At 62.2% G+C, this 16,279-nt stretch carries 17 protein-coding genes and 1 tRNA gene; 12 read left to right on the forward strand and 6 right to left on the reverse strand.

Features of this window, described 5'->3' with window-relative positions:
* Window positions 1-409: 409 nt before the first annotated feature.
* Together FBR05_03210 and FBR05_03215 are read left to right on the forward strand one after the other, a co-directional pair.
* Window positions 410-850 (forward strand): hypothetical protein, encoded by a 441-nt coding sequence (locus FBR05_03210; protein MDL1871194.1) that lies wholly within the window; start codon window positions 410-412, stop codon window positions 848-850.
* Window positions 851-973: 123 nt separating this feature from the next.
* Entirely contained in the window at window positions 974-2,074 is a 1,101-nt protein-coding gene (locus tag FBR05_03215; GenBank protein ID MDL1871195.1) for a hypothetical protein, read from the forward strand.
* A gap of 14 nt (window positions 2,075-2,088) precedes the next feature.
* On the opposite strand, the gene FBR05_03220 is transcribed toward FBR05_03215, so the two are convergent.
* From FBR05_03220 to FBR05_03235, 4 genes are all read right to left on the reverse strand, one after another.
* Window positions 2,089-2,164 (reverse strand) — tRNA-Ala (locus FBR05_03220).
* Between the two features lie 85 nt (window positions 2,165-2,249).
* The gene (mutM, locus tag FBR05_03225; GenBank protein ID MDL1871196.1) at window positions 2,250-3,077 is read right to left on the reverse strand and encodes a bifunctional DNA-formamidopyrimidine glycosylase/DNA-(apurinic or apyrimidinic site) lyase; all 828 of its coding nucleotides are present in this window, start codon (window positions 3,075-3,077) and stop codon (window positions 2,250-2,252) included.
* 174 nt (window positions 3,078-3,251) lie between these two features.
* Window positions 3,252-3,695 (reverse strand): hypothetical protein, encoded by a 444-nt coding sequence (locus FBR05_03230; protein ID MDL1871197.1) that lies wholly within the window; start codon window positions 3,693-3,695, stop codon window positions 3,252-3,254.
* Window positions 3,696-3,879: 184 nt separating this feature from the next.
* On the reverse strand, window positions 3,880-4,128 hold the full coding sequence (locus FBR05_03235; GenBank protein MDL1871198.1) for a hypothetical protein: 249 nt from the start codon (window positions 4,126-4,128) through the stop codon (window positions 3,880-3,882).
* A gap of 58 nt (window positions 4,129-4,186) precedes the next feature.
* Here FBR05_03235 and FBR05_03240 point away from each other — a divergent pair, with 58 nt between their 5' ends.
* From FBR05_03240 to FBR05_03260, 5 genes are all read left to right on the forward strand, one after another.
* Window positions 4,187-5,572 carry a M20/M25/M40 family metallo-hydrolase gene (locus FBR05_03240; protein MDL1871199.1) on the forward strand — a complete coding sequence of 462 codons (1,386 nt, stop codon included), beginning with the start codon at window positions 4,187-4,189 and terminating at the stop codon, window positions 5,570-5,572.
* Between the two features lie 29 nt (window positions 5,573-5,601).
* On the forward strand, window positions 5,602-5,961 hold the full coding sequence (locus FBR05_03245; protein MDL1871200.1) for a hypothetical protein: 360 nt from the start codon (window positions 5,602-5,604) through the stop codon (window positions 5,959-5,961).
* 152 nt (window positions 5,962-6,113) lie between these two features.
* Entirely contained in the window at window positions 6,114-7,940 is a 1,827-nt protein-coding gene (locus tag FBR05_03250) for an FAD-dependent oxidoreductase (protein ID MDL1871201.1), read from the forward strand.
* A 297-nt stretch (window positions 7,941-8,237) separates the two neighbouring features.
* Window positions 8,238-8,483: a hypothetical protein gene (locus FBR05_03255; GenBank protein MDL1871202.1), complete on the forward strand. Its 246-nt coding sequence runs from the start codon at window positions 8,238-8,240 to the stop codon at window positions 8,481-8,483.
* 59 nt (window positions 8,484-8,542) lie between these two features.
* Window positions 8,543-10,765, forward strand: a complete 2,223-nt coding sequence (locus FBR05_03260) for a HEAT repeat domain-containing protein (GenBank protein MDL1871203.1) — start codon at window positions 8,543-8,545, stop codon at window positions 10,763-10,765.
* A gap of 11 nt (window positions 10,766-10,776) precedes the next feature.
* Here the strand turns inward: FBR05_03260 and FBR05_03265 are convergent, their stop codons facing one another.
* Window positions 10,777-12,342: a multicopper oxidase family protein gene (locus FBR05_03265; protein MDL1871204.1), complete on the reverse strand. Its 1,566-nt coding sequence runs from the start codon at window positions 12,340-12,342 to the stop codon at window positions 10,777-10,779.
* 124 nt (window positions 12,343-12,466) lie between these two features.
* On the opposite strand from FBR05_03265, the gene FBR05_03270 reads away from it, so the two are divergent.
* Both FBR05_03270 and FBR05_03275 read left to right on the forward strand, forming a co-directional pair.
* Window positions 12,467-13,252 (forward strand): DUF4239 domain-containing protein, encoded by a 786-nt coding sequence (locus tag FBR05_03270; GenBank protein ID MDL1871205.1) that lies wholly within the window; start codon window positions 12,467-12,469, stop codon window positions 13,250-13,252.
* Window positions 13,253-13,462: 210 nt separating this feature from the next.
* Entirely contained in the window at window positions 13,463-14,053 is a 591-nt protein-coding gene (locus FBR05_03275) for a hypothetical protein (protein MDL1871206.1), read from the forward strand.
* Between the two features lie 62 nt (window positions 14,054-14,115).
* Here the strand turns inward: FBR05_03275 and FBR05_03280 are convergent, their stop codons facing one another.
* Entirely contained in the window at window positions 14,116-14,844 is a 729-nt protein-coding gene (locus tag FBR05_03280; protein MDL1871207.1) for a hypothetical protein, read from the reverse strand.
* 108 nt (window positions 14,845-14,952) lie between these two features.
* On the opposite strand from FBR05_03280, the gene FBR05_03285 reads away from it, so the two are divergent.
* From FBR05_03285 to FBR05_03295, 3 genes are all read left to right on the forward strand, one after another.
* Window positions 14,953-15,543 (forward strand): hypothetical protein, encoded by a 591-nt coding sequence (locus FBR05_03285; protein ID MDL1871208.1) that lies wholly within the window; start codon window positions 14,953-14,955, stop codon window positions 15,541-15,543.
* A 22-nt stretch (window positions 15,544-15,565) separates the two neighbouring features.
* Complete coding sequence (locus FBR05_03290) at window positions 15,566-15,994, forward strand: VOC family protein (protein ID MDL1871209.1); 429 nt, start codon at window positions 15,566-15,568, stop codon at window positions 15,992-15,994.
* 92 nt (window positions 15,995-16,086) lie between these two features.
* Window positions 16,087-16,279, forward strand: a 193-nt coding sequence (locus FBR05_03295) for a hypothetical protein (GenBank protein ID MDL1871210.1), incomplete at its 3' end; no start/stop codon positions are given.

Here is a 16,279-nt window from a genome sequence, read left to right on the forward strand (position 1 = left end):
TGACCTCAAGCACTTCGCAGCAACCCACGAAAATTTAAAATTCCAGCGTAGAATGGGCGACTTTTTAACTTTCCCTCCCTGCCATTGTTTTTGCAATTTCCGGCCCAATCCTTGCTTAAGAGACAGATCATGTCTCCTAAGACTCCCCCCATAATCCTAGAAAAATCGTTTCGTGGTTTCATTCCCCTCCGTCGAGGAGATGAACCCACTCAGTCTATTTGCGAGGTCATGGGCTCCGCCCATACCCATAAATGCCTACACACCGGACGCAATCCGGTGTTTTGCAGAATAATACATGAAATCAACTGCTTAAGGCGCCGCTCTGGGGAGGCGCTTTGAATATCAGGAGCGGCGCTTTTCGCTAAGATATTCAAATCATTTGCCTTTCGGAGCGGCGCTGGGGTGCAGGATGTACGAGAAGCTTACAATTCGAATTCGAAAAATTGACTACGAAATTTTGCAAGTAGAGGCCGCAAAATCGGGCCTTTCGAAGGCGGAGTTGGTTCGACGATTACTGGAAAATTTTCAGCTGCCCTCTCAGAAATTCGCAGGCGAGGATTTGAATAAATTCTCCGAATGTAAAGCCCAGGAGGCATTGAAATCCACGCATCTCCTCATTCAAGAGAACAACCTTCTTCTCCGAAAAATTGCCCGTTACACCAATACCCAAATCGTGATCGAGACCGATGAGCAAATGAATCAAAAATTCGGGCAGGATTTTAAGAAAAATGTTTTGCAATACGCTGCTTCATCACTCAACCTCCTTGACCAAGGACGCCCTTTATGGCTTCCTGCAAGCACCAACCTTTCCCGAAAGGAGGTGCCCACGCCAAATCCTTCCCGCGAATGAGACATGCGACCCTGCACAGGAGGTGCTATGCAGGTAAATGTCTATCTTCGGGACTACAAAACGAAACAAGGAGAAAAGCGGTACTATCTGGTCGTCCGCCAAAATTGACGGCGCGACTGCTTTGTGAATCTTGGTCCGATCCGCAGGCGAAAGGCGGAGGAACGTAAGAACCTCATCCTCAAAGAGCTCCTTAACGGGACCTTCGAGGATACTCCCGCCGCCCGGTTATACTTCAGCGAATTTTGCGACAAGTTCATCAGCAAATTCGCGCAAGGCTCCCGGGCGCCGGCGACGGTGAGGCAATACGAATACTGCCTTGCGCAAGCCAAGGCCCGGTTTCGCGGGCTACGCTTGGACCAGATCCAACGGGAAGACATCGAAGTATTCTTGAGCGAGCTGCCGATTCAAAATCGCACCAAGAATATCTTCTTGAACGCCCTGCGGATGGTCTTTCGCAAGGCCCGCGAATGGCGCTATCTGAAAACCTCTCCCGCCGATGGAATTCGGCCTTTCAAGGAATCCAAGGTCGGGAATCGTTCCTTGACCCTGAAGGAATTGGGTCAAGTCCTGGATGCCGCCAAGCCCTGGACCCGATCACTCATCAAGGTGATGGTCTATACCGGCATGCGACCGGGCGAAGTCACCCAGTTCAAGTTCGAAGACATCGATTGGGAGACCCGCCAGATTCGCATCGTGTCCGACAAAGTCCGCCAAACCAAAAATCGCAAGACTCGGGTTGTCCCCATGTCCGACGATCTTTGGGAGGAGCTGAGGTTCCTGCAGGAAAATTACCCCGTCATGCATTACGAGGGGAGCTCCAAGGAAAGCATCCTGCCAAGAACTCCAGCCCAGCGGGCCTACGCCTTCTGCCACACCGACGGCCGGCCGATCCGATGCATCCGCTTAAGCCTGAAACGACTCTTTAAAAGACTCGGCATTGAAGGAGTGATGCCTCACGGTCTGCGCAAGACCTTCTGCATCTTGCTGGCGCGCAATAGAGTCCATCCTAAAGTGGCCCAGGAGCTCCTGGGTCATTCGCGAGTGCAACTCACGATGGATATCTATACCGAGGTCAGCGATGATCAGAAAACCGTCGCCGTGGCGTCCTTGCCGACGTGCCGAGAGTTGGCGATGCAGATTTCCAAGTCGTGGAAGGGAAGAAATTCTAAACTTGTGGGAGTATTGTGGAATAGAAGCTCCGCCGCCAGCGGAGCAAAATCCTAACTACTTGAAAAAAATGGTGGAGACGAGCGGGATCGAACCGCCGACCTCCTGAATGCCATTCAGGCGCTCTCCCAGCTGAGCTACGTCCCCATTTTCAAAAACAAATTTTACGGCGGAACCTCTATAAGGGCCAAGGTTTTTAGTCAATCATTATCACTATTTTTGGCCCGCCGGGCTAGCGCTGCACCTCCGGGCAAAACCAGGTCGACCGGGCCTGCTGGACGATCCGCTTCACCATGCCCCGGCCGTCCAAGGTCGGCTGCCCCTCCCGATCGTAGACCTGCAAAAACTCTTTCATCACCCCACGATTGCCCAATCCATCAAAGTAATCTCTCAGGCTGCTGCCCCCGTGCCGAATCCCCAGCTCCAAGGTCTCCCGGGCCGCCTGCAGCAGCGCCGCCAGCTCTGCGTCCTTCGTCCGCCGCACCCGCCGCCGCGGGTCCAGGCCCGCCTTATACAGCGACTCGCAGGCGTAGATGTTGCCTAGGCCGGCGCCCACGCCCTGGTGCAGGGTCAGGGCCTTCAGGTTCAGGCCCGGGTGGCGGCGGCAGCGCGCAAGGTAGGCCGCGGCGTCCAGCGCTGGGTCGAGGTAATCCGGCCCCAAGCGCCGCAAAAAGGCGTTGTCGCCGCCCTCCGGTTCCGCGCTCAGCGACAGCGTCCCAAAGCGCCGCGCGTCCTGATACGCCAGCACCGAGCCGTCGTCGAATTTCAATTTGAGATGGGTGTGCGCCTCGAAGCGCTCGGGAGGCCGGGGAAAGTAGGTGAGACGGCCGCTCATCCCCAGGTGAATCACCAGGGCCGCGCCGCCCTCCGAGCGGATCAGCAGGTATTTGCCCCGCCGCTCCAGGCGCCGGATGGGCCGGTCCGCCAGGGCCCGCCGAATCTGCGCCGGCCGGGTGGTCTCGACGGGGGCGAGTTTCGAAAAGTCGAGCCCCACCACTTGCTTTCCCTCCACCAGCCTCAGGCTGCGGAGGATGGTCTCGACTTCGGGCAATTCGGGCATGAGGCTTTCTATTCTGTTGAAAAAAAGGTTTTATTCCTGCCGGAGTAAATCCGGCTCCATATACCGCCCAAAAATCTTTCAGATTTTTGGGGCCCGCCAATCCGCCTTCGGCGGCTTGGCCCAACCACCGGTGTTTTTTTCAACAGCCTATAAGCCCGAGGGCCCCGCTTCAATCTATTTTGCCTTCCTTTGGATGCTGGGGTTGAGGCCCCGCTCGTGCACCAGCTCCAAGAGCGGATACCCGGAACCCAGGCGCTTGTTGATCGCCTCGAGGTAGCCCCGCATCTCCGCGCGCTCGAGGAAGAGCTCGGGGTGCAGGCTGTGGATCCGGTAGCGCCCCTCGGCCAGGCTGAAGCCGAACTGCAGCAGGAACTCCCCCGAGCTGCTGTAGAACGACCACTCGATCTCCCGCGAGGCCTCGTCGAAGCGCTGGAAGACGTCCAGCACCGGGCTTAGGTCCTCGAAGGTGAGGGCGATCTGCCGGGGGCCCTGCGGGCGCTCCCGCGTCTCGGGGAAGGGCGGGGGGTGCGGCGATTGACGGCGGATTTCGTCCAGGCGCTCCTGCCGGCGCTGCGAAACCAGCTCGGCCAAGGCCTGGAATTTAGGTTGTTGGGTCATGGTTGCCTCCTTGTGGCCATACATTACATGGCACATAAGTTACAAACAGCATGCCAATAACCTTGTGGATAAAATTTTCCTTACAGAATGATTTCAGAAGCTTAGCGTCTGTGGATAAACTGGGGATTTCTCAGAATGAAAAACGATTTTGAGAAATTCTCAAATTGGCGTGGGTTTTGGGGGGCTAAAGCGGGCCGACGTCGCCATTTTCGCGGATTTTTTCATCCTCGTAGGGGGCGGCCCAGCGGCGGTAAAACTCCTGCGTGACGCAGTTCAGCACCCCCATGATTTCATTGATGGTTGAGTATTTTTTCCCCTTGGCCTCGAGGTAGCTCAAGAGCTGCCGGGTGATCAGGTAATTGAGCTCCCCGGCGTCGCCGGGGCGGGGGTCTTTGTCGAGTTTTTGACGCTGTTCCGGCTTGATGTAGGGCATGGCCGCTCCTCGAGAAGAAAGACTTGGTCGCGATTTCGCTTTGGCGTAGCTTGCCAGCATGACGAATCCCGAGCAAGCCATTCAATATATCCACACCAACTTCGAACGCTTCATCCGGGAATTGTCCGAATACGCGACGATCCCCTCGGTGAGCTTCCCCGGCTACCCGCCGGAGCCGCTGAACGAATCCGCCCAATGGACCGCGCGCAAGATGAAAGACGCGGGCCTCGAGCACGTCGAGATCCTCGAGATTCCCGGCGCGCCGCCCTTCGTGGTCGGCGACTGGCTGCACGCGCCCGGCGCGCCGACCGTCCTGCTCTACGCCCACCACGATGTGCAGCCGCCGGGCCGCCCCGAGAAGTGGCTCTCGCCGGCCTTCGCGCCCCAGCGCCGCGGCGACCGCCTCTACGGGCGCGGCGTGGTCGACGACAAGGCGGGGGCGCTGATGCACCTCTTCGCCCTCGAGGCCTATTTGAAGACCTCCGGCAAGCTGCCGGTCAACGTGCGCTTCCTGATCGAAGGCGAGGAAGAGACGGGCAGCGAGCACCTGGGCGAATTCGTCCGCCGCTACAAAGACCGCCTCAAAGCCGACGTGATGGTCCTGACCGACACGGCCAACCTCGACCTCGGCCTGCCTTCGCTCACCTACCGCCTGCGCGGCTTGGTCGACGCGATCGTCGAGGTGCGCACGCTGGACCATCCGGTGCACAGCGGGATGTGGGGCGGGCCCACGCTCGACGCGCTCAGCGCGCTCAACCGGATCCTCGCGCGGCTCACGACGGAGGACGGCAAGATCGCCATCCCCGATTTCTACGAGGGCATCGAGCCCGTGGTCGGCCTCGAGAAGGAACGGCTGCGCGCCTTGCCCTTCGAGGAGAAGAAATTTTTAAATGAGGTCGGGGCCGTCGAGTCGCTGCAGCTCGCCGGCGAGCGCGACTTCAGCGTCTACGAGCGCATCTGGTGCCGGCCCGCCTGCGCGATCTTGGGCATCGACGCGCCGCAGGTCGCCAAGACCAGCAACCAGATCGTCGAGTCGGCCCGCGCGAAGGTCTCGATCCGCATCGTCAGCGGGATGGATCCGGAAAAAAGCCGGCAACGGCTCTGCGATTTCCTTAAGAAGGACCCGCCCTACGGCGCCCAGGTCACGGTGAAGCCCGGCACGGCGGGGCGGCCCTGGAAGGTCGACCCGGTGGGGCCCGCCTACGAGGCCGCGGCCCGGGCGCTGAAGAGGGGCTTCGGCCGCGACGCGGTATTCATCGGCTGCGGCGGGTCGATCCCCTTCGTCGAGCCGCTGACCCACGAGTTCGGCGGCATCCCGGCCCTGCTGATCGGCCTCGAGGACCCCTTCTGCAACGCCCACGGCGAGAACGAAAGCCTCTACCTCCCGGATTGGAAGAAGGGGATGGAGTCGGCGGTGTGGCTTTTTTCGGAACGAATCGTCTAGGCTGTTCATCAAGCTCATTGGGAGGATCTATGAAGCACACCCGAGTCTTTCTCACGCTGTTCAGCATCCTGGCCTTGGGCGGCCTCGCCGCCTCCGAAGGGCTGGCCAAGTCCGTCGAGCCGAAGGAAGAGACCTACCAGGCCCCCAAGCAGGGCAAACAGCGCCTCGCTTACTGCTACGAGCCCGAAAAGGGCTGCGGCAAAAAGGCGGCCGACGCCTGGTGCAAGACCAAGGGCTACAAGACCGCCAAGGAGTGGAAGGTCTTGGAGCAGAACGGACGCAAGGTGAAGGCCACCCGCTACATCGGCAGCGAGGGGACCTGCCGCGCGCGCGGCTGCCACACCTTCGAATCGATCACCTGCCGCATGGGACCGCCGACTTTCTTCTAGGATCCGGGCCGGGCGCTCCGCCTTTGGCCCTTCAAACCGAATCGAGGTCGGGGCCGTCTCTCGACGCCATAGGTTTTTCGAGCGCATGCTCCTATTTGCCATCCCGGGCGGCTCAACATTTCTCTTTTCAACTTTGTAACTGATCGGTTACTATGATCGCCAAGGAGCGAGGCGCCGGCTGTTCAGCGCCCCATGCGACGATGGCGGGATCTTCCCAACCTTACGACGTCCTCATCCTCGGGGCCGGGCTCTCCGGCCTGGCCACCGCCTATTATCTCAAGAAGACCAAACCCGAATGGAGCATCCTGGTCGTCGAGCGCTCCGGCACGGCCGGGGGCCTGACCGGCAATTGGATCGACCACCGCTTCGGCCCCGACAAGAAGCTCCAGATGCCGATGCACATGGTGTTCCGGCAGAAGTACAAGAACCTGCTCAAGCTGGTCGACGAAGAGATCGGCGGCTCGCTCTCGCCGCTCTACAAGGGCTACACCATCATCACCGGCGACGGGCAGCGCCACCGCCTCGCGATGGAGGACTGGACGGCGCGCCGCCTGCCGCCGCCCTTCCACGCCCTCGGGATGTTCGCCAAGCTCAAGATGCCGCTGCGCGAGAAGTGGGACCTCTTCAAGCTGGCCTGCGTCTCCACCTACTGCGCCAAGGAAATCCTCGAGGGCAAGCAAGAGCCGCGGCGGGTGCCCAACACGCTCAGCCTCGAGAGCCTCGAGCTGATCCTCAACATGGGCGCGAAGTCGCGCGACTTCCTCGAGGCGGTGACGCCCAGCATCTACAACCTGCATCCCTGGTACACCAGCGCCCCGCGCATGGCGGGCGTGATGGCGGGGACGATGACGCTCTCGCAGGACTCGCTGCACTACCACGTCTTCGCCAAAAATTATAACGCCGCCTTCATCGACCGCTTCGTCGCGCGCCTCCAAGAGATGGGCGTTGAGTTCCGCTTCTGGACCGAGGCGCGGCGCCTCGAGGCCGACGCCGACGGGCGGCGCGTCGAGCGCGTCTGGGTGCGGCCCTACGGGCCCGAGCACCCGCAGGCGCGGCGCTACGTCTGCGTAAATTGCGGCGCCGAGAATTACTTCCTGGACCGCGCCTTCTGCACCCGCTGCGGGCGCGACACCACCCTGGACCGCGTCCGCTCGGGGGAGATCGCCAAACCCGTCGCCCGCGAGCTGTGGCTCGACGCGGAGGCGGGCGGCTGCGTGCCGCTGGAGTGCCGGCGCCTCGTGACGGCCATGTACCCCCACATGATCGCGAGGCTTCTGCCCGCGGGGTCGCCGCTGAGGCGCCACCCCTACGTGCGCTCCTTCTTCTCCGCGCGCGGCAACCAGACCCAACTCTCGGTGGGCCGAGTTTACTATCGCAAGCCGGTCACCCGCGGCGACGGCGAGATCACCGGGACGCACAATCCCTACCTGTGTTTCAACGGCTGCCAGTCGGTCTACAACAACTTCGGCGGGGCCGACTTGGGCTACGAGGGCGACGTGGTCGACGTCCTGCTCGACGTCGGAGTGATCCGCGACGCCCACACCCAGGAAGAGCAGATCCAGCGCATCCTCTTCGACCTGCAGCGCGTCTACCCCGACGCCGATCCGGCGCTGGCCGAGCACGTCTCCTTCGCCGACATCTATCCTGACGTCCTCTACTTAAGCGAGCAACCCGCGGTCGCCGGCCTGCACCGCTTCTTCGACACCCACCGCACCGGCGCCGAAAACTGGTACGTCGCCGGCTGCCACAGCGGCACCATCGGCATCGGCATGGAGTCGGCCGTGCAAAGCGGGATGGCGACGGTCAACTGCCTCCTCGAGGACGCGCGCCTGCCCGACCGCATCCCCATCCAGAGCTACGAGATCCACTGGGGCAGCCGCATGACCGCCGGGCTCGGCAACGCCATCGTCTGGTGGAAGGGGAGGGGGCGCTCCTTGGGGCGGCTGGCGGGGAGCACCTATTCGATGCCCCCGAAGTGAAGCCCCCGCCGCCGGTATGGAATTCCTAGCCCGCAGATTTCTCGGCGCCTCCAATTATTCTCCAAGATACTGAAAACTTTAGAGATTTACTGCAGCGCCCGGCTGGAGGTCCGCCCCAGCTAGGACGGTATAGGGCACCCGAGGCTCCTGTATGAATGAATGTCATTTTTTGACGGATTATGGACGAGCTGCAACACTTTGGACACTGAGCTAGTTAGATAACATCATGTAATTAAATAGAAAAATGCACTCCTCGCTTGGCAAGCCCTTTGCTTTATCTAAGTGCAGGAGGACGGAATGGAAGCGCTGGTCAATCTCATTATTCAGAACTCGAAGGCCCAAGCCAAGGCGATGAATCCCCGCCAGGTTTTCTTCCAGGAATTCGACCGGGCCCTCCAGGCCGCCAATGCCGGCGCCTCCGTGCCGGGTTGGGAGACCCTCCTGAACCACCTCGAGGTCTGCAGCCGCGCCGCCGGCCTCTCCGCGACGGACTGGGCCCAGCGCAAGAGCACCCTCCTTTGGGCCGCGGCCCAGGCGGCCTAAGCTGTTTCCCAGCCGATTTCATGGACTCGCCCCGACTCCGCTCCTAAAATGAAAGGCTCATGCAGCCCTTCCGTTGGCGGGATCGTTGGAACCTGTTTTTCCATGAGGCGGATCGCCGTTCCCTCGCCTTGGGCGGATTGGCCTTTCTGCTTCACTTGGGCTTCGGCTGCGGCATGGCCTCGGCCAACGCGCTCTTCGTCAGTCGCGTCGGGACGGAGCCGCTGTTCTATGCCTACCTCGGCGCCTCGGTCCTGACCTTCCTGTTCGCGGCGGCGATCTATTACGGGGTGGACTCCCGATTTCGTCATTGGATTTTCCTGCTCAGCTTTCTCTTTTTCTCCAGCGGCGTGTTCTGCTTATGGGCGCTGATCGGCCGTCGCCCCGAGCTCTTGTGGCCGGTCTTCGCGGCGCGGATCGCCTCGGACGTCCTCTTCGTCCTGGCGCTGTTGCAGTTTTGGCTCTTGGCCGGGGACCGCTTCACTCACTTCGAGGCCCGCCGCCGCTTCCCCTGGTTCGTCGCGGTCGGCGGTCTGGGTTACATGGCCGGGGCCTGGCTGCTCCAGGCATTCTCCGGAAGCATTCCGGCCCTCGATTTCTTCCTGGTCTGGGCGGGGGTCCTGGCGGCCGCGCCGCTGTTTTTGGTCCTGCTGCCGCGCCAAGAGGCGCCGCCGGCGGTCGCTCCGGAGGCCGAGGCCGCCGCGGCCGTAAGCACCGCCTCCGCCCACCGGCTGCTGAAGACCTTGTTCGTCTTCTGCTTTGCCTTCACCTTTTTTCTCTACGGCGTGGATTACCTTTTCAACACGGTCGCCTTGCAGGCCTTGTCGGACGAGAACCGCTTGGCCGCCTTTTACGGGCGCGTCTCATTCTTTTCCCTGCTGGGGGTCCTGCTCTTTCAGGCCCTGATGGCCGGCCCGCTGTCGCGGGTCCTCAGCGTCGACCGTTCCATGCTGGTGCTCTGCTTCGCCTTATTTCTAGGTATCGCCCTCTTGACCTGGCATCCCTCGCTGGCGACGGCCGCCTTCGCCGAGGGCCTGCTGCTCTATTTTTTGGATTCCAAGGCGGTCGGCCTGCTGCAACCGGTGGGCAATCTCTTTCCCGATCGCCTGCGGGGCAGGGCCAAGGTGCTGCTGGACGGCTTCGCCCCGCCTTCCGGGGACTTGGTCCTCCTGCTCGTGGCCACGGCGCTCGCCGCCACCGTCGGCGCCTTTCGCCTCGCCTACGTCTTGGCGGCGGGGAGCCTGGTGTTTCTGCTCTACCCCTGGCTCTTTCGCCGGCATTACCTGGCCTATTTGCTGGATTGCCTGGCGAGTCCGGACGCCAACCAGGTGCTCAACGCGGTGCAGGCCTTGGGCGAGCCCGACAAGAAATCCGCGGCGCCGGCCTTGCTGCGCTTGCTCGAGGACTCTTCGGATCCGGTCTTGAAGCGACACCTCATCCTCAGCCTGGGCCGGATGCGCAGCGAGGCGGCCCTGCCCCAGCTGATCGCGCAGTTCTCCCAGCCCCATGAGGCCCTGCAACTCGCGGTGGTGGAGGCGTTGGGATATTTTCGGAATTATCCGGCGCTCTTCGCCCTCCACGAGCTGATGAAATCGCAGGACAACGTCAGCTTCCAGGTGCGGATGAACGCCACCCGCCTCATGACGGAGATGGTCGGGCGGCGCATGATCCCCTTGCTGCGCGAGGCCCTGGCCGAGGACAACCCGCGCATCCAGGCCAACGCCCTCGAGTCGCTGGCCCTGTTGCGGCGCAAGGAAATCGTCCCGCTGGTCCTTCCCTATCTGAACAGCGGGCACCGGCGCCTGCGGGCCAACGCGGCGATCGCCCTCTATCCCTTTCGCGCGCATTGCGAGGCCGCGCGGAAGACGGTCGCGGAGTTGTTCCAGTCGGCGGATCCCTTGACGCGCTTCGCGGGCATCTACGCGATCGGCGAGTTGAGGCTGGCGGAGTACGAGACGGATCTGAAGGGCCTGCTGGGCGCCTCGGAGCCCCGGCAGCGCCGCGCCGTCTTGACCGCGCTGGCCAAGTTGGGCGGGGCCGAATACGTCCGGGGCTTTTCGCGCGGCCTGGCGGAGGAGGACGAGGTCGCGGCGGCGGAGTCCTTGCAGGCCTTGGCGCGCTTTCCCGCGCCGAGCCGGTGGCGGGTCTTCGAGGAGGTCTCGCGGATGGGGGCGCCCGAGCGGAAGCGAATCCTGGCGCGCCTGGACCAAAGCCCCTTCGACTTCTCCCAGGAGCGGAGCCTGCTGGTCAACCGCGAGGCATTGATGTTTTTACCGAAACGCTGAGGCCTCTGGAATCAGTGCCCCATGTGCCCGGCCGTGACGTTGCACACCGCGCGCTCCGCGGGCGTCATCGCCTCGCGGTCCGTCGAGGAGGGCGAGCCCATCTCGCAGGCGCCGGCCGTTTCGGAGACGGAGATCCGCTGCATCATGCCGTTGTCCTCGTGCTCGCCGATGTGGCAGTGGTAGACGAAATCGCCCAGGATCACGGGGTTGGTGAAGGGGACGCGGATCTTCACCGAGCCGCGCGGGTCGGCGGGGGAGGGGCAGGTGCAGTTCGCGCAGTTGCCCGAGTCGTCGCACTGGCAGCGGTCGGGGTTTTGTGCGTCGGCCGCGCGGAAGTCCAGGGCCACGGTGTCCTGCCGCCCGATGAAATCCACCGGCTGACCGTTCTGCTCGATCACCTGAAAATCCAGCTGATGGATGTGGAAGACGTGGTTCTCGCCGGTGCAGTTGTTCAGCGTCCACTCCTCGACGCAGCCGAGCTGCACGTTGGTATTGGTGAAGCTGGGGTCGAACTGGGTGTTGTTGATGCAGAACTGCGAGCCGTCGCCCGTCTCGGAGAAGTCGAAGGTTCGGCTGCAGCAGAGCGGGGCGTCCCGCAGGTCGGCCACCTGGGGGAAGCTCTGCGGCAGCGGGACCTCGGGGACCGCCTCGCCCTCGGAGACCAAGGTGGCTAGGGTGGTCTGCGGGTAGGTGTCGCCCTGCGGTCCCATCGAGATGCCCCGCGTAATGAAGGCGTATTCGCCCGGCGGTCCGCCGACCACCAGGAACTCGCTGCGCGCGCTGGTCGGCAGCAGGATGTGGTCGCGCGGCACCAGCTGGTTGTGCAGGTTCCCGTCGCGGGCGATCTCGTAGAGGGTGTGCCCCTCCAGCTGAATGTCGTAATAGATGTCGGCGCCGATATTGCCCACGCGCCAAAGCTGCACCTCGTTGGGCTGGATGGTCACGGTGGGGTTCACCTGGCCGTTGAGCGTGCGCATCGTCGGGTTGGCGCTGACCGGAGGATTGGGCACCAGGCCGTCCACGATCTGGATGTCCTTGAGCATCATCACGCGCTGGGTGATGCCGCTGAGCTCGGGAAAGGGATCGAGGATCCCGTCGACGATGAGGGCCCCCGACATCCCGCTGCCCACCTGAAATTCGGTCAGGCCGTGCATGTGCGGGTGGTAATAGAAAAGCCCCTCGGGATGCTCCGCGGGCACGTGCACCTCGTAGTCGAAGGCGTCGCCCGGCGCGATGGTGAGAAAGACGTTGTCGCCGGGTTCGAGCGGCGAGACGTTCATGCCGTGGTAGTGGAGGTTGGTGTCTTGGTCGATGAAGTTGTTGAGCTTGAGGAAGATCGTGTCGCCGGGCCGGACGACCAGCGTGGGCGGGACGAAGAGGTCGTTGTAGACGCGCGTGGTGACGGTGACGCCGCCGACCTCGATCTTCCGCTCTTGGGCGGTGAGGGTGGTTTGCAGGACGCCGTCCTTGCTTTCGACCCGCGGCGGCTCTTGAAAGCCGGCGGCGCCGTTGGAGCAGGCGAGGGCGGTCCAAGACAGCCCAAGCAGCGCGAAATATCGTCCCCGTGGAAGCCTCATGGTCCCCTCCTTGCCGATTCCTCCCAAATCTTACCGGGCTAGGCAATCCTTTTCGGACGCCGCTTTTTGAATTGGCCCTTTTCCCGGAGGGGGATTATGATGGGAGAAAATACTTCGCTCGAACATGATGCAGATCTTCGTCGGAAAAAACTCCCTGCTTTTTTGCCTCCTGTCCTTCGTCTTGTTCATGGCCTTCATCGAGGTCGGCTACGCTTTCGGCCTGCGCTACGCGAAAAAATACCCTTCGCGGGAAAGTTGGGGCGGCGGCGCGATCGAGGCGGCCGTCCTGGCCCTGTTCGGCCTGCTGCTGGCCTTCACCTTCGCCGCGGCTCAAGGCCGTTTGGAGGAGCGCCGCAAGCTCATCGCCCAGGAGGCCAACGCGATAGGGACCGCCTACCTGCGCCTGGACCTGTTGCCTTCTCATGAGCGGGAATTCCTAAAAGGAAAGTTTCGCGAGTATTTGGACGCCCGGCTTCGCGCCTACGAGGCCCTTCCGGATTTGAAAAAGGCCTATGAAGAGCTGCAAGGTTCCGAGCAGCTTCAAAAGCAAATTTGGAGCGAGGCGCAGGCCGCGGTGCGCCGCGAGGTCTGGCAGCCCGCGGCGATCCTGCTTTTGCCCGCCCTCAACGAGATGATCGACATCACGACCCTGCGGACCATGATCGCGAAGAGCCATACGCCTTCCGTCGTCTTTCTGCTGCTCTACGTGGTGGGCATGATCACCGCCGTCGTGTCGGGCTTTGGAATGGCGAAAACGCCGGGACGCAATTGGCTCCACCGCTGGGTCTTTGCCCTGGTGGTATCATTGACCCTCTATGTGATCCTCGACCTCGAATTCCCCCGCCTGGGCCTCATCCGCCTGGATGCGGCCGACCAAACCCTTATTCAGCTCCGAGAATCCATGAATTAGGCCGGCGCATCCGCAGCCCCTCTTGATTTATCCGATATTCAAATTTCGGAAAACGACCGGGGTAATTTCATTTTTTAATCGTGTAAATTTTAAATCCCTCCGGCTTCAAATAATAAATATAATTATTTCATATAGTTATAAGATAGGCGCCATTGGCCCCAGGCTTGCTTTGGAATCCTACCATCCACAACCCATCTCAAGGAGGATTCCATGTCGAAACGACTCTTCACCCTGATCCAGGCCTTCTTGGTCTTCGGCGCCGCCGGGCAAGTCTATGCGAAGAACACCACCTACGAGGTCTACGAGCGCGGCCGCTACGTCGGCACCACCAGCATGCCGGCGGACCGCTACTCGGGGATGGCTGGGCGCTTGAACGCCACCGGGCTGACCTTGAAGCCGAAGGTCGATCCCGCCGCGGCCGCCGCGCGGCGCGAGGCGGCGGAGCGCAAGCAGGAGCAGTGGCGTCGCGAGAACGAGCAGCGCCGCATCGCCGCCCAGCAGAAGCAGGAGCAGTGGAAGCGGGAAGCGGAGCAACGCCGCATCGCCGCGGAGCGGAAGCAAGAGCAGTGGAAACGTGAAGCCGAGCAGCGTCGCCGCGCGGCCCAAAACCAGATGCAGCAATGGAACCGCCAGCACGAACAGCGTCGCATCGCTGCCGAGCAAAGGATGGAGCAGTGGAAGCGCGAGGCCGAGCAGCGCCGCCACGCCGCCCAGCTTCAGCAGCAGCAATGGCGGGATAACTTCGCCCGCCGGCACACGGCGGCCCAGCAAGGCTTTCGGGCCTGGCAGATGGCCCGATAACACGGAGCGCAGCGAGGAGCCCCGTCATGGTGACGGGGCTCTTCTATTTTGCAAAAGCCTGCTTAAGGCAGCGCGGCGCAGCGGGCGCGGCCGGGGAGAAACTCCGGCTTCGCGTTCGAGAGGTCTTTGACTTGAACCGGCACGGAAATGGCGAGGGCCGCGGGGGTATCCCGCGCGATCGGCTCTTTGCGGAAGGCCCCTTCGCAGTCCGGCATGGTCAAAGACAGGTCCGCAGGGATCTTGTGGTCGGCCTTGATGCGCTCCCAACAAGCCGGGTTTTGTCGAGTTGGGACGCATTTCGGCTCCAGCCCCGCATAGTAGCGCAGGGAGACGAGACCGGATTTTTTCTCGACGACGAGTTCCGCGTCGACGTCGCGGGAGGCGGTGAAGGCGACCTTGCCGTCGGAGAGCTTCAGCGCATAGAGCACGGCGAGATTTCCCAAGGGCTCGTCTTGCATCAGGAGAAAGGGGCCGGCGACGCCCAAGGGCCATCCGCTGAGGGTGGCGATGGGGCGGCTGAGGCCCGCATAGTTCTCGGAGCAAAGCGCTGCGGGGTCCGAACCCTCGCGCAGGGTGATCTTTTCGATGCCCTTGATCCCGGGATCTTCCTGCCAGAACAGGGCGAAACCGCTGTAGGCCCAACAAGTCTCGCCGATCTGCTGGGGCGGCTCGACGAGGCGGCTTAAGCCGGCCTTGCGCTCTTGGACCTTGAGCGGGAGGTCGAAGCCGCGCTCCTTGGCGGGGCAGGGGAGGGAGAGAAAGAATATCAGGGTAGAGAGTAGGAGTCGCATCCGTGGACTTTAGCAATGGGACCGAAAATTGGCCAGGAGCTTCCTATTGCAAAACGTCGCATTCTGGATTTTTATGGACGCGGCGCTCCCAGGGAAAGACGGTATTCTATGCTGAAGCGTTTCCTCATGACCTGTTTTCTGATCTTGTTCGGCCTGTTGCTGGCCGGGCCGGCCCACGCCACGCGGGATCCTAAATCGGACGAGATGCCCGCCATCCAAGAAATCGCCTATTACCTCCAGGCCAACGCCGCCGCGGTGGAATCGCTGGCCCTGGAGCAGGCGGCCACCAACCCCGCGGTGCGAGGCCTGCTTCCTTCCCTCGAGAGGCTGCGGGAGCGTGCCGTCGAGTTCTACGACCGCGTCTTGAAGAACGCAAAGAGCCCCTGGCGCACCGCCTCTCCCTACGAAGAGCTCGACCGCGCCTTCAACGAGGCCAGCCGGGCCTTTGTCTCCAGGCCCGTCTACTCACTGGACCCGCGCGCCTTCGAGGAGATCGCCTACCTGATGGGCGCCCTGTTGTCCTTTTATTCCGAGCCCGTCTACTCCGTCACGGTGTATCCCGCCGGCGGCTATGCCGTTTATCCCCGGGTCGTCTACCCCTGGATCCCGGCCTATTATAATTTTTCCCGCTGTCGCTTCGCGAACCCCAACTTGTATCCCTGGGGACGGAGGGTCGTCTTCGCGCCGAAGCGCCGGTAAAAAATAAGCAAGGAGGAAGGCCATGGAAGTCCGAGAGCTGCATCGCGGGCGGATGATCGACCACCTGCAACTGGTGGTGCGGGACCTGGAGGCCAGCAAGAGATTCTACTCGGCCGTCTTGGCGGCCCTGGGCATCCCCATGAGCGGGGAGGGCAAGGACTGGTTTTGGGCCGACGAGCTCTTCGTCTCGTCCCTGGGCAGCCCGGCGGCCCAGGGCAAGCTCACGGGGCGCTGCCACTTCGCCTTCCAGGCGAAAGACCGCGAGACGGTGGAGCGCTTCCACCGCGCGGGCCTGGAGGCCGGCGGCAAGGATCTGGGCGCCCCAGGCCTGCGTCCCTACCATCGGGGCTATTACGCCGCCTTTCTCGAGGATCCGGACGGCAACAACGTCGAGGCCGTTTTTCACGGTCCGGCGAGGCGCTCTTCCGAGTCCGTCAGGATCGAATTCTAAAAACGTAGAATTATCGCAACGGAATTTCCCGGCCGACGATAAGGCCGACGGTTCATCACGGCCCTTAATCTCTCTATTCGGAGGAATCCGCGATGAACTTGTCCGTCCTCAAGGGACTATTGGCCAGCCCCCCCGACTCGAATCTCGAAGCCCCGGAGCCCGTCGAGGCGGTCGCGCAAGCCGCAGAGGCCGCGGCTTTCGAGACGCCCCAAACCTTGAAAAAGCGCTTCGGTCTCGGCACGAAGAAAAAGGCGCCGCCGCCCGATCCAGCCCAATACCCGGCCG

The organism is Deltaproteobacteria bacterium PRO3, assembly GCA_030263375.1.
Taxonomy (GTDB): Bacteria; UBA10199; UBA10199; order DSSB01; family DSSB01; genus DSSB01.

Bases quoted from the DNA above. Each gene is read 5' to 3' on its own strand.
- FBR05_03260 (MDL1871203.1), top strand. From the start codon at position 8,543: ATGCAGCCCTTCCGTTGGCGGGATCGTTGGAACCTGTTTTTCCATGAG.
- FBR05_03210 (MDL1871194.1), top strand. From the start codon at position 410: ATGTACGAGAAGCTTACAATTCGAATTCGAAAAATTGACTACGAAATT.
- FBR05_03285 (MDL1871208.1), top strand. From the start codon at position 14,953: ATGCTGAAGCGTTTCCTCATGACCTGTTTTCTGATCTTGTTCGGCCTG.
- FBR05_03275 (MDL1871206.1), top strand. From the start codon at position 13,463: ATGTCGAAACGACTCTTCACCCTGATCCAGGCCTTCTTGGTCTTCGGC.
- FBR05_03235 (MDL1871198.1), bottom strand. From the start codon at position 4,128: ATGCCCTACATCAAGCCGGAACAGCGTCAAAAACTCGACAAAGACCCC.
- FBR05_03240 (MDL1871199.1), top strand. From the start codon at position 4,187: ATGACGAATCCCGAGCAAGCCATTCAATATATCCACACCAACTTCGAA.
- FBR05_03290 (MDL1871209.1), top strand. From the start codon at position 15,566: ATGGAAGTCCGAGAGCTGCATCGCGGGCGGATGATCGACCACCTGCAA.
- FBR05_03230 (MDL1871197.1), bottom strand. From the start codon at position 3,695: ATGACCCAACAACCTAAATTCCAGGCCTTGGCCGAGCTGGTTTCGCAG.
- mutM (MDL1871196.1), bottom strand. From the start codon at position 3,077: ATGCCCGAATTGCCCGAAGTCGAGACCATCCTCCGCAGCCTGAGGCTG.
- FBR05_03265 (MDL1871204.1), bottom strand. From the start codon at position 12,342: ATGAGGCTTCCACGGGGACGATATTTCGCGCTGCTTGGGCTGTCTTGG.
- FBR05_03270 (MDL1871205.1), top strand. From the start codon at position 12,467: ATGATGCAGATCTTCGTCGGAAAAAACTCCCTGCTTTTTTGCCTCCTG.
- FBR05_03255 (MDL1871202.1), top strand. From the start codon at position 8,238: ATGGAAGCGCTGGTCAATCTCATTATTCAGAACTCGAAGGCCCAAGCC.
- FBR05_03245 (MDL1871200.1), top strand. From the start codon at position 5,602: ATGAAGCACACCCGAGTCTTTCTCACGCTGTTCAGCATCCTGGCCTTG.
- FBR05_03250 (MDL1871201.1), top strand. From the start codon at position 6,114: ATGATCGCCAAGGAGCGAGGCGCCGGCTGTTCAGCGCCCCATGCGACG.
- FBR05_03280 (MDL1871207.1), bottom strand. From the start codon at position 14,844: ATGCGACTCCTACTCTCTACCCTGATATTCTTTCTCTCCCTCCCCTGC.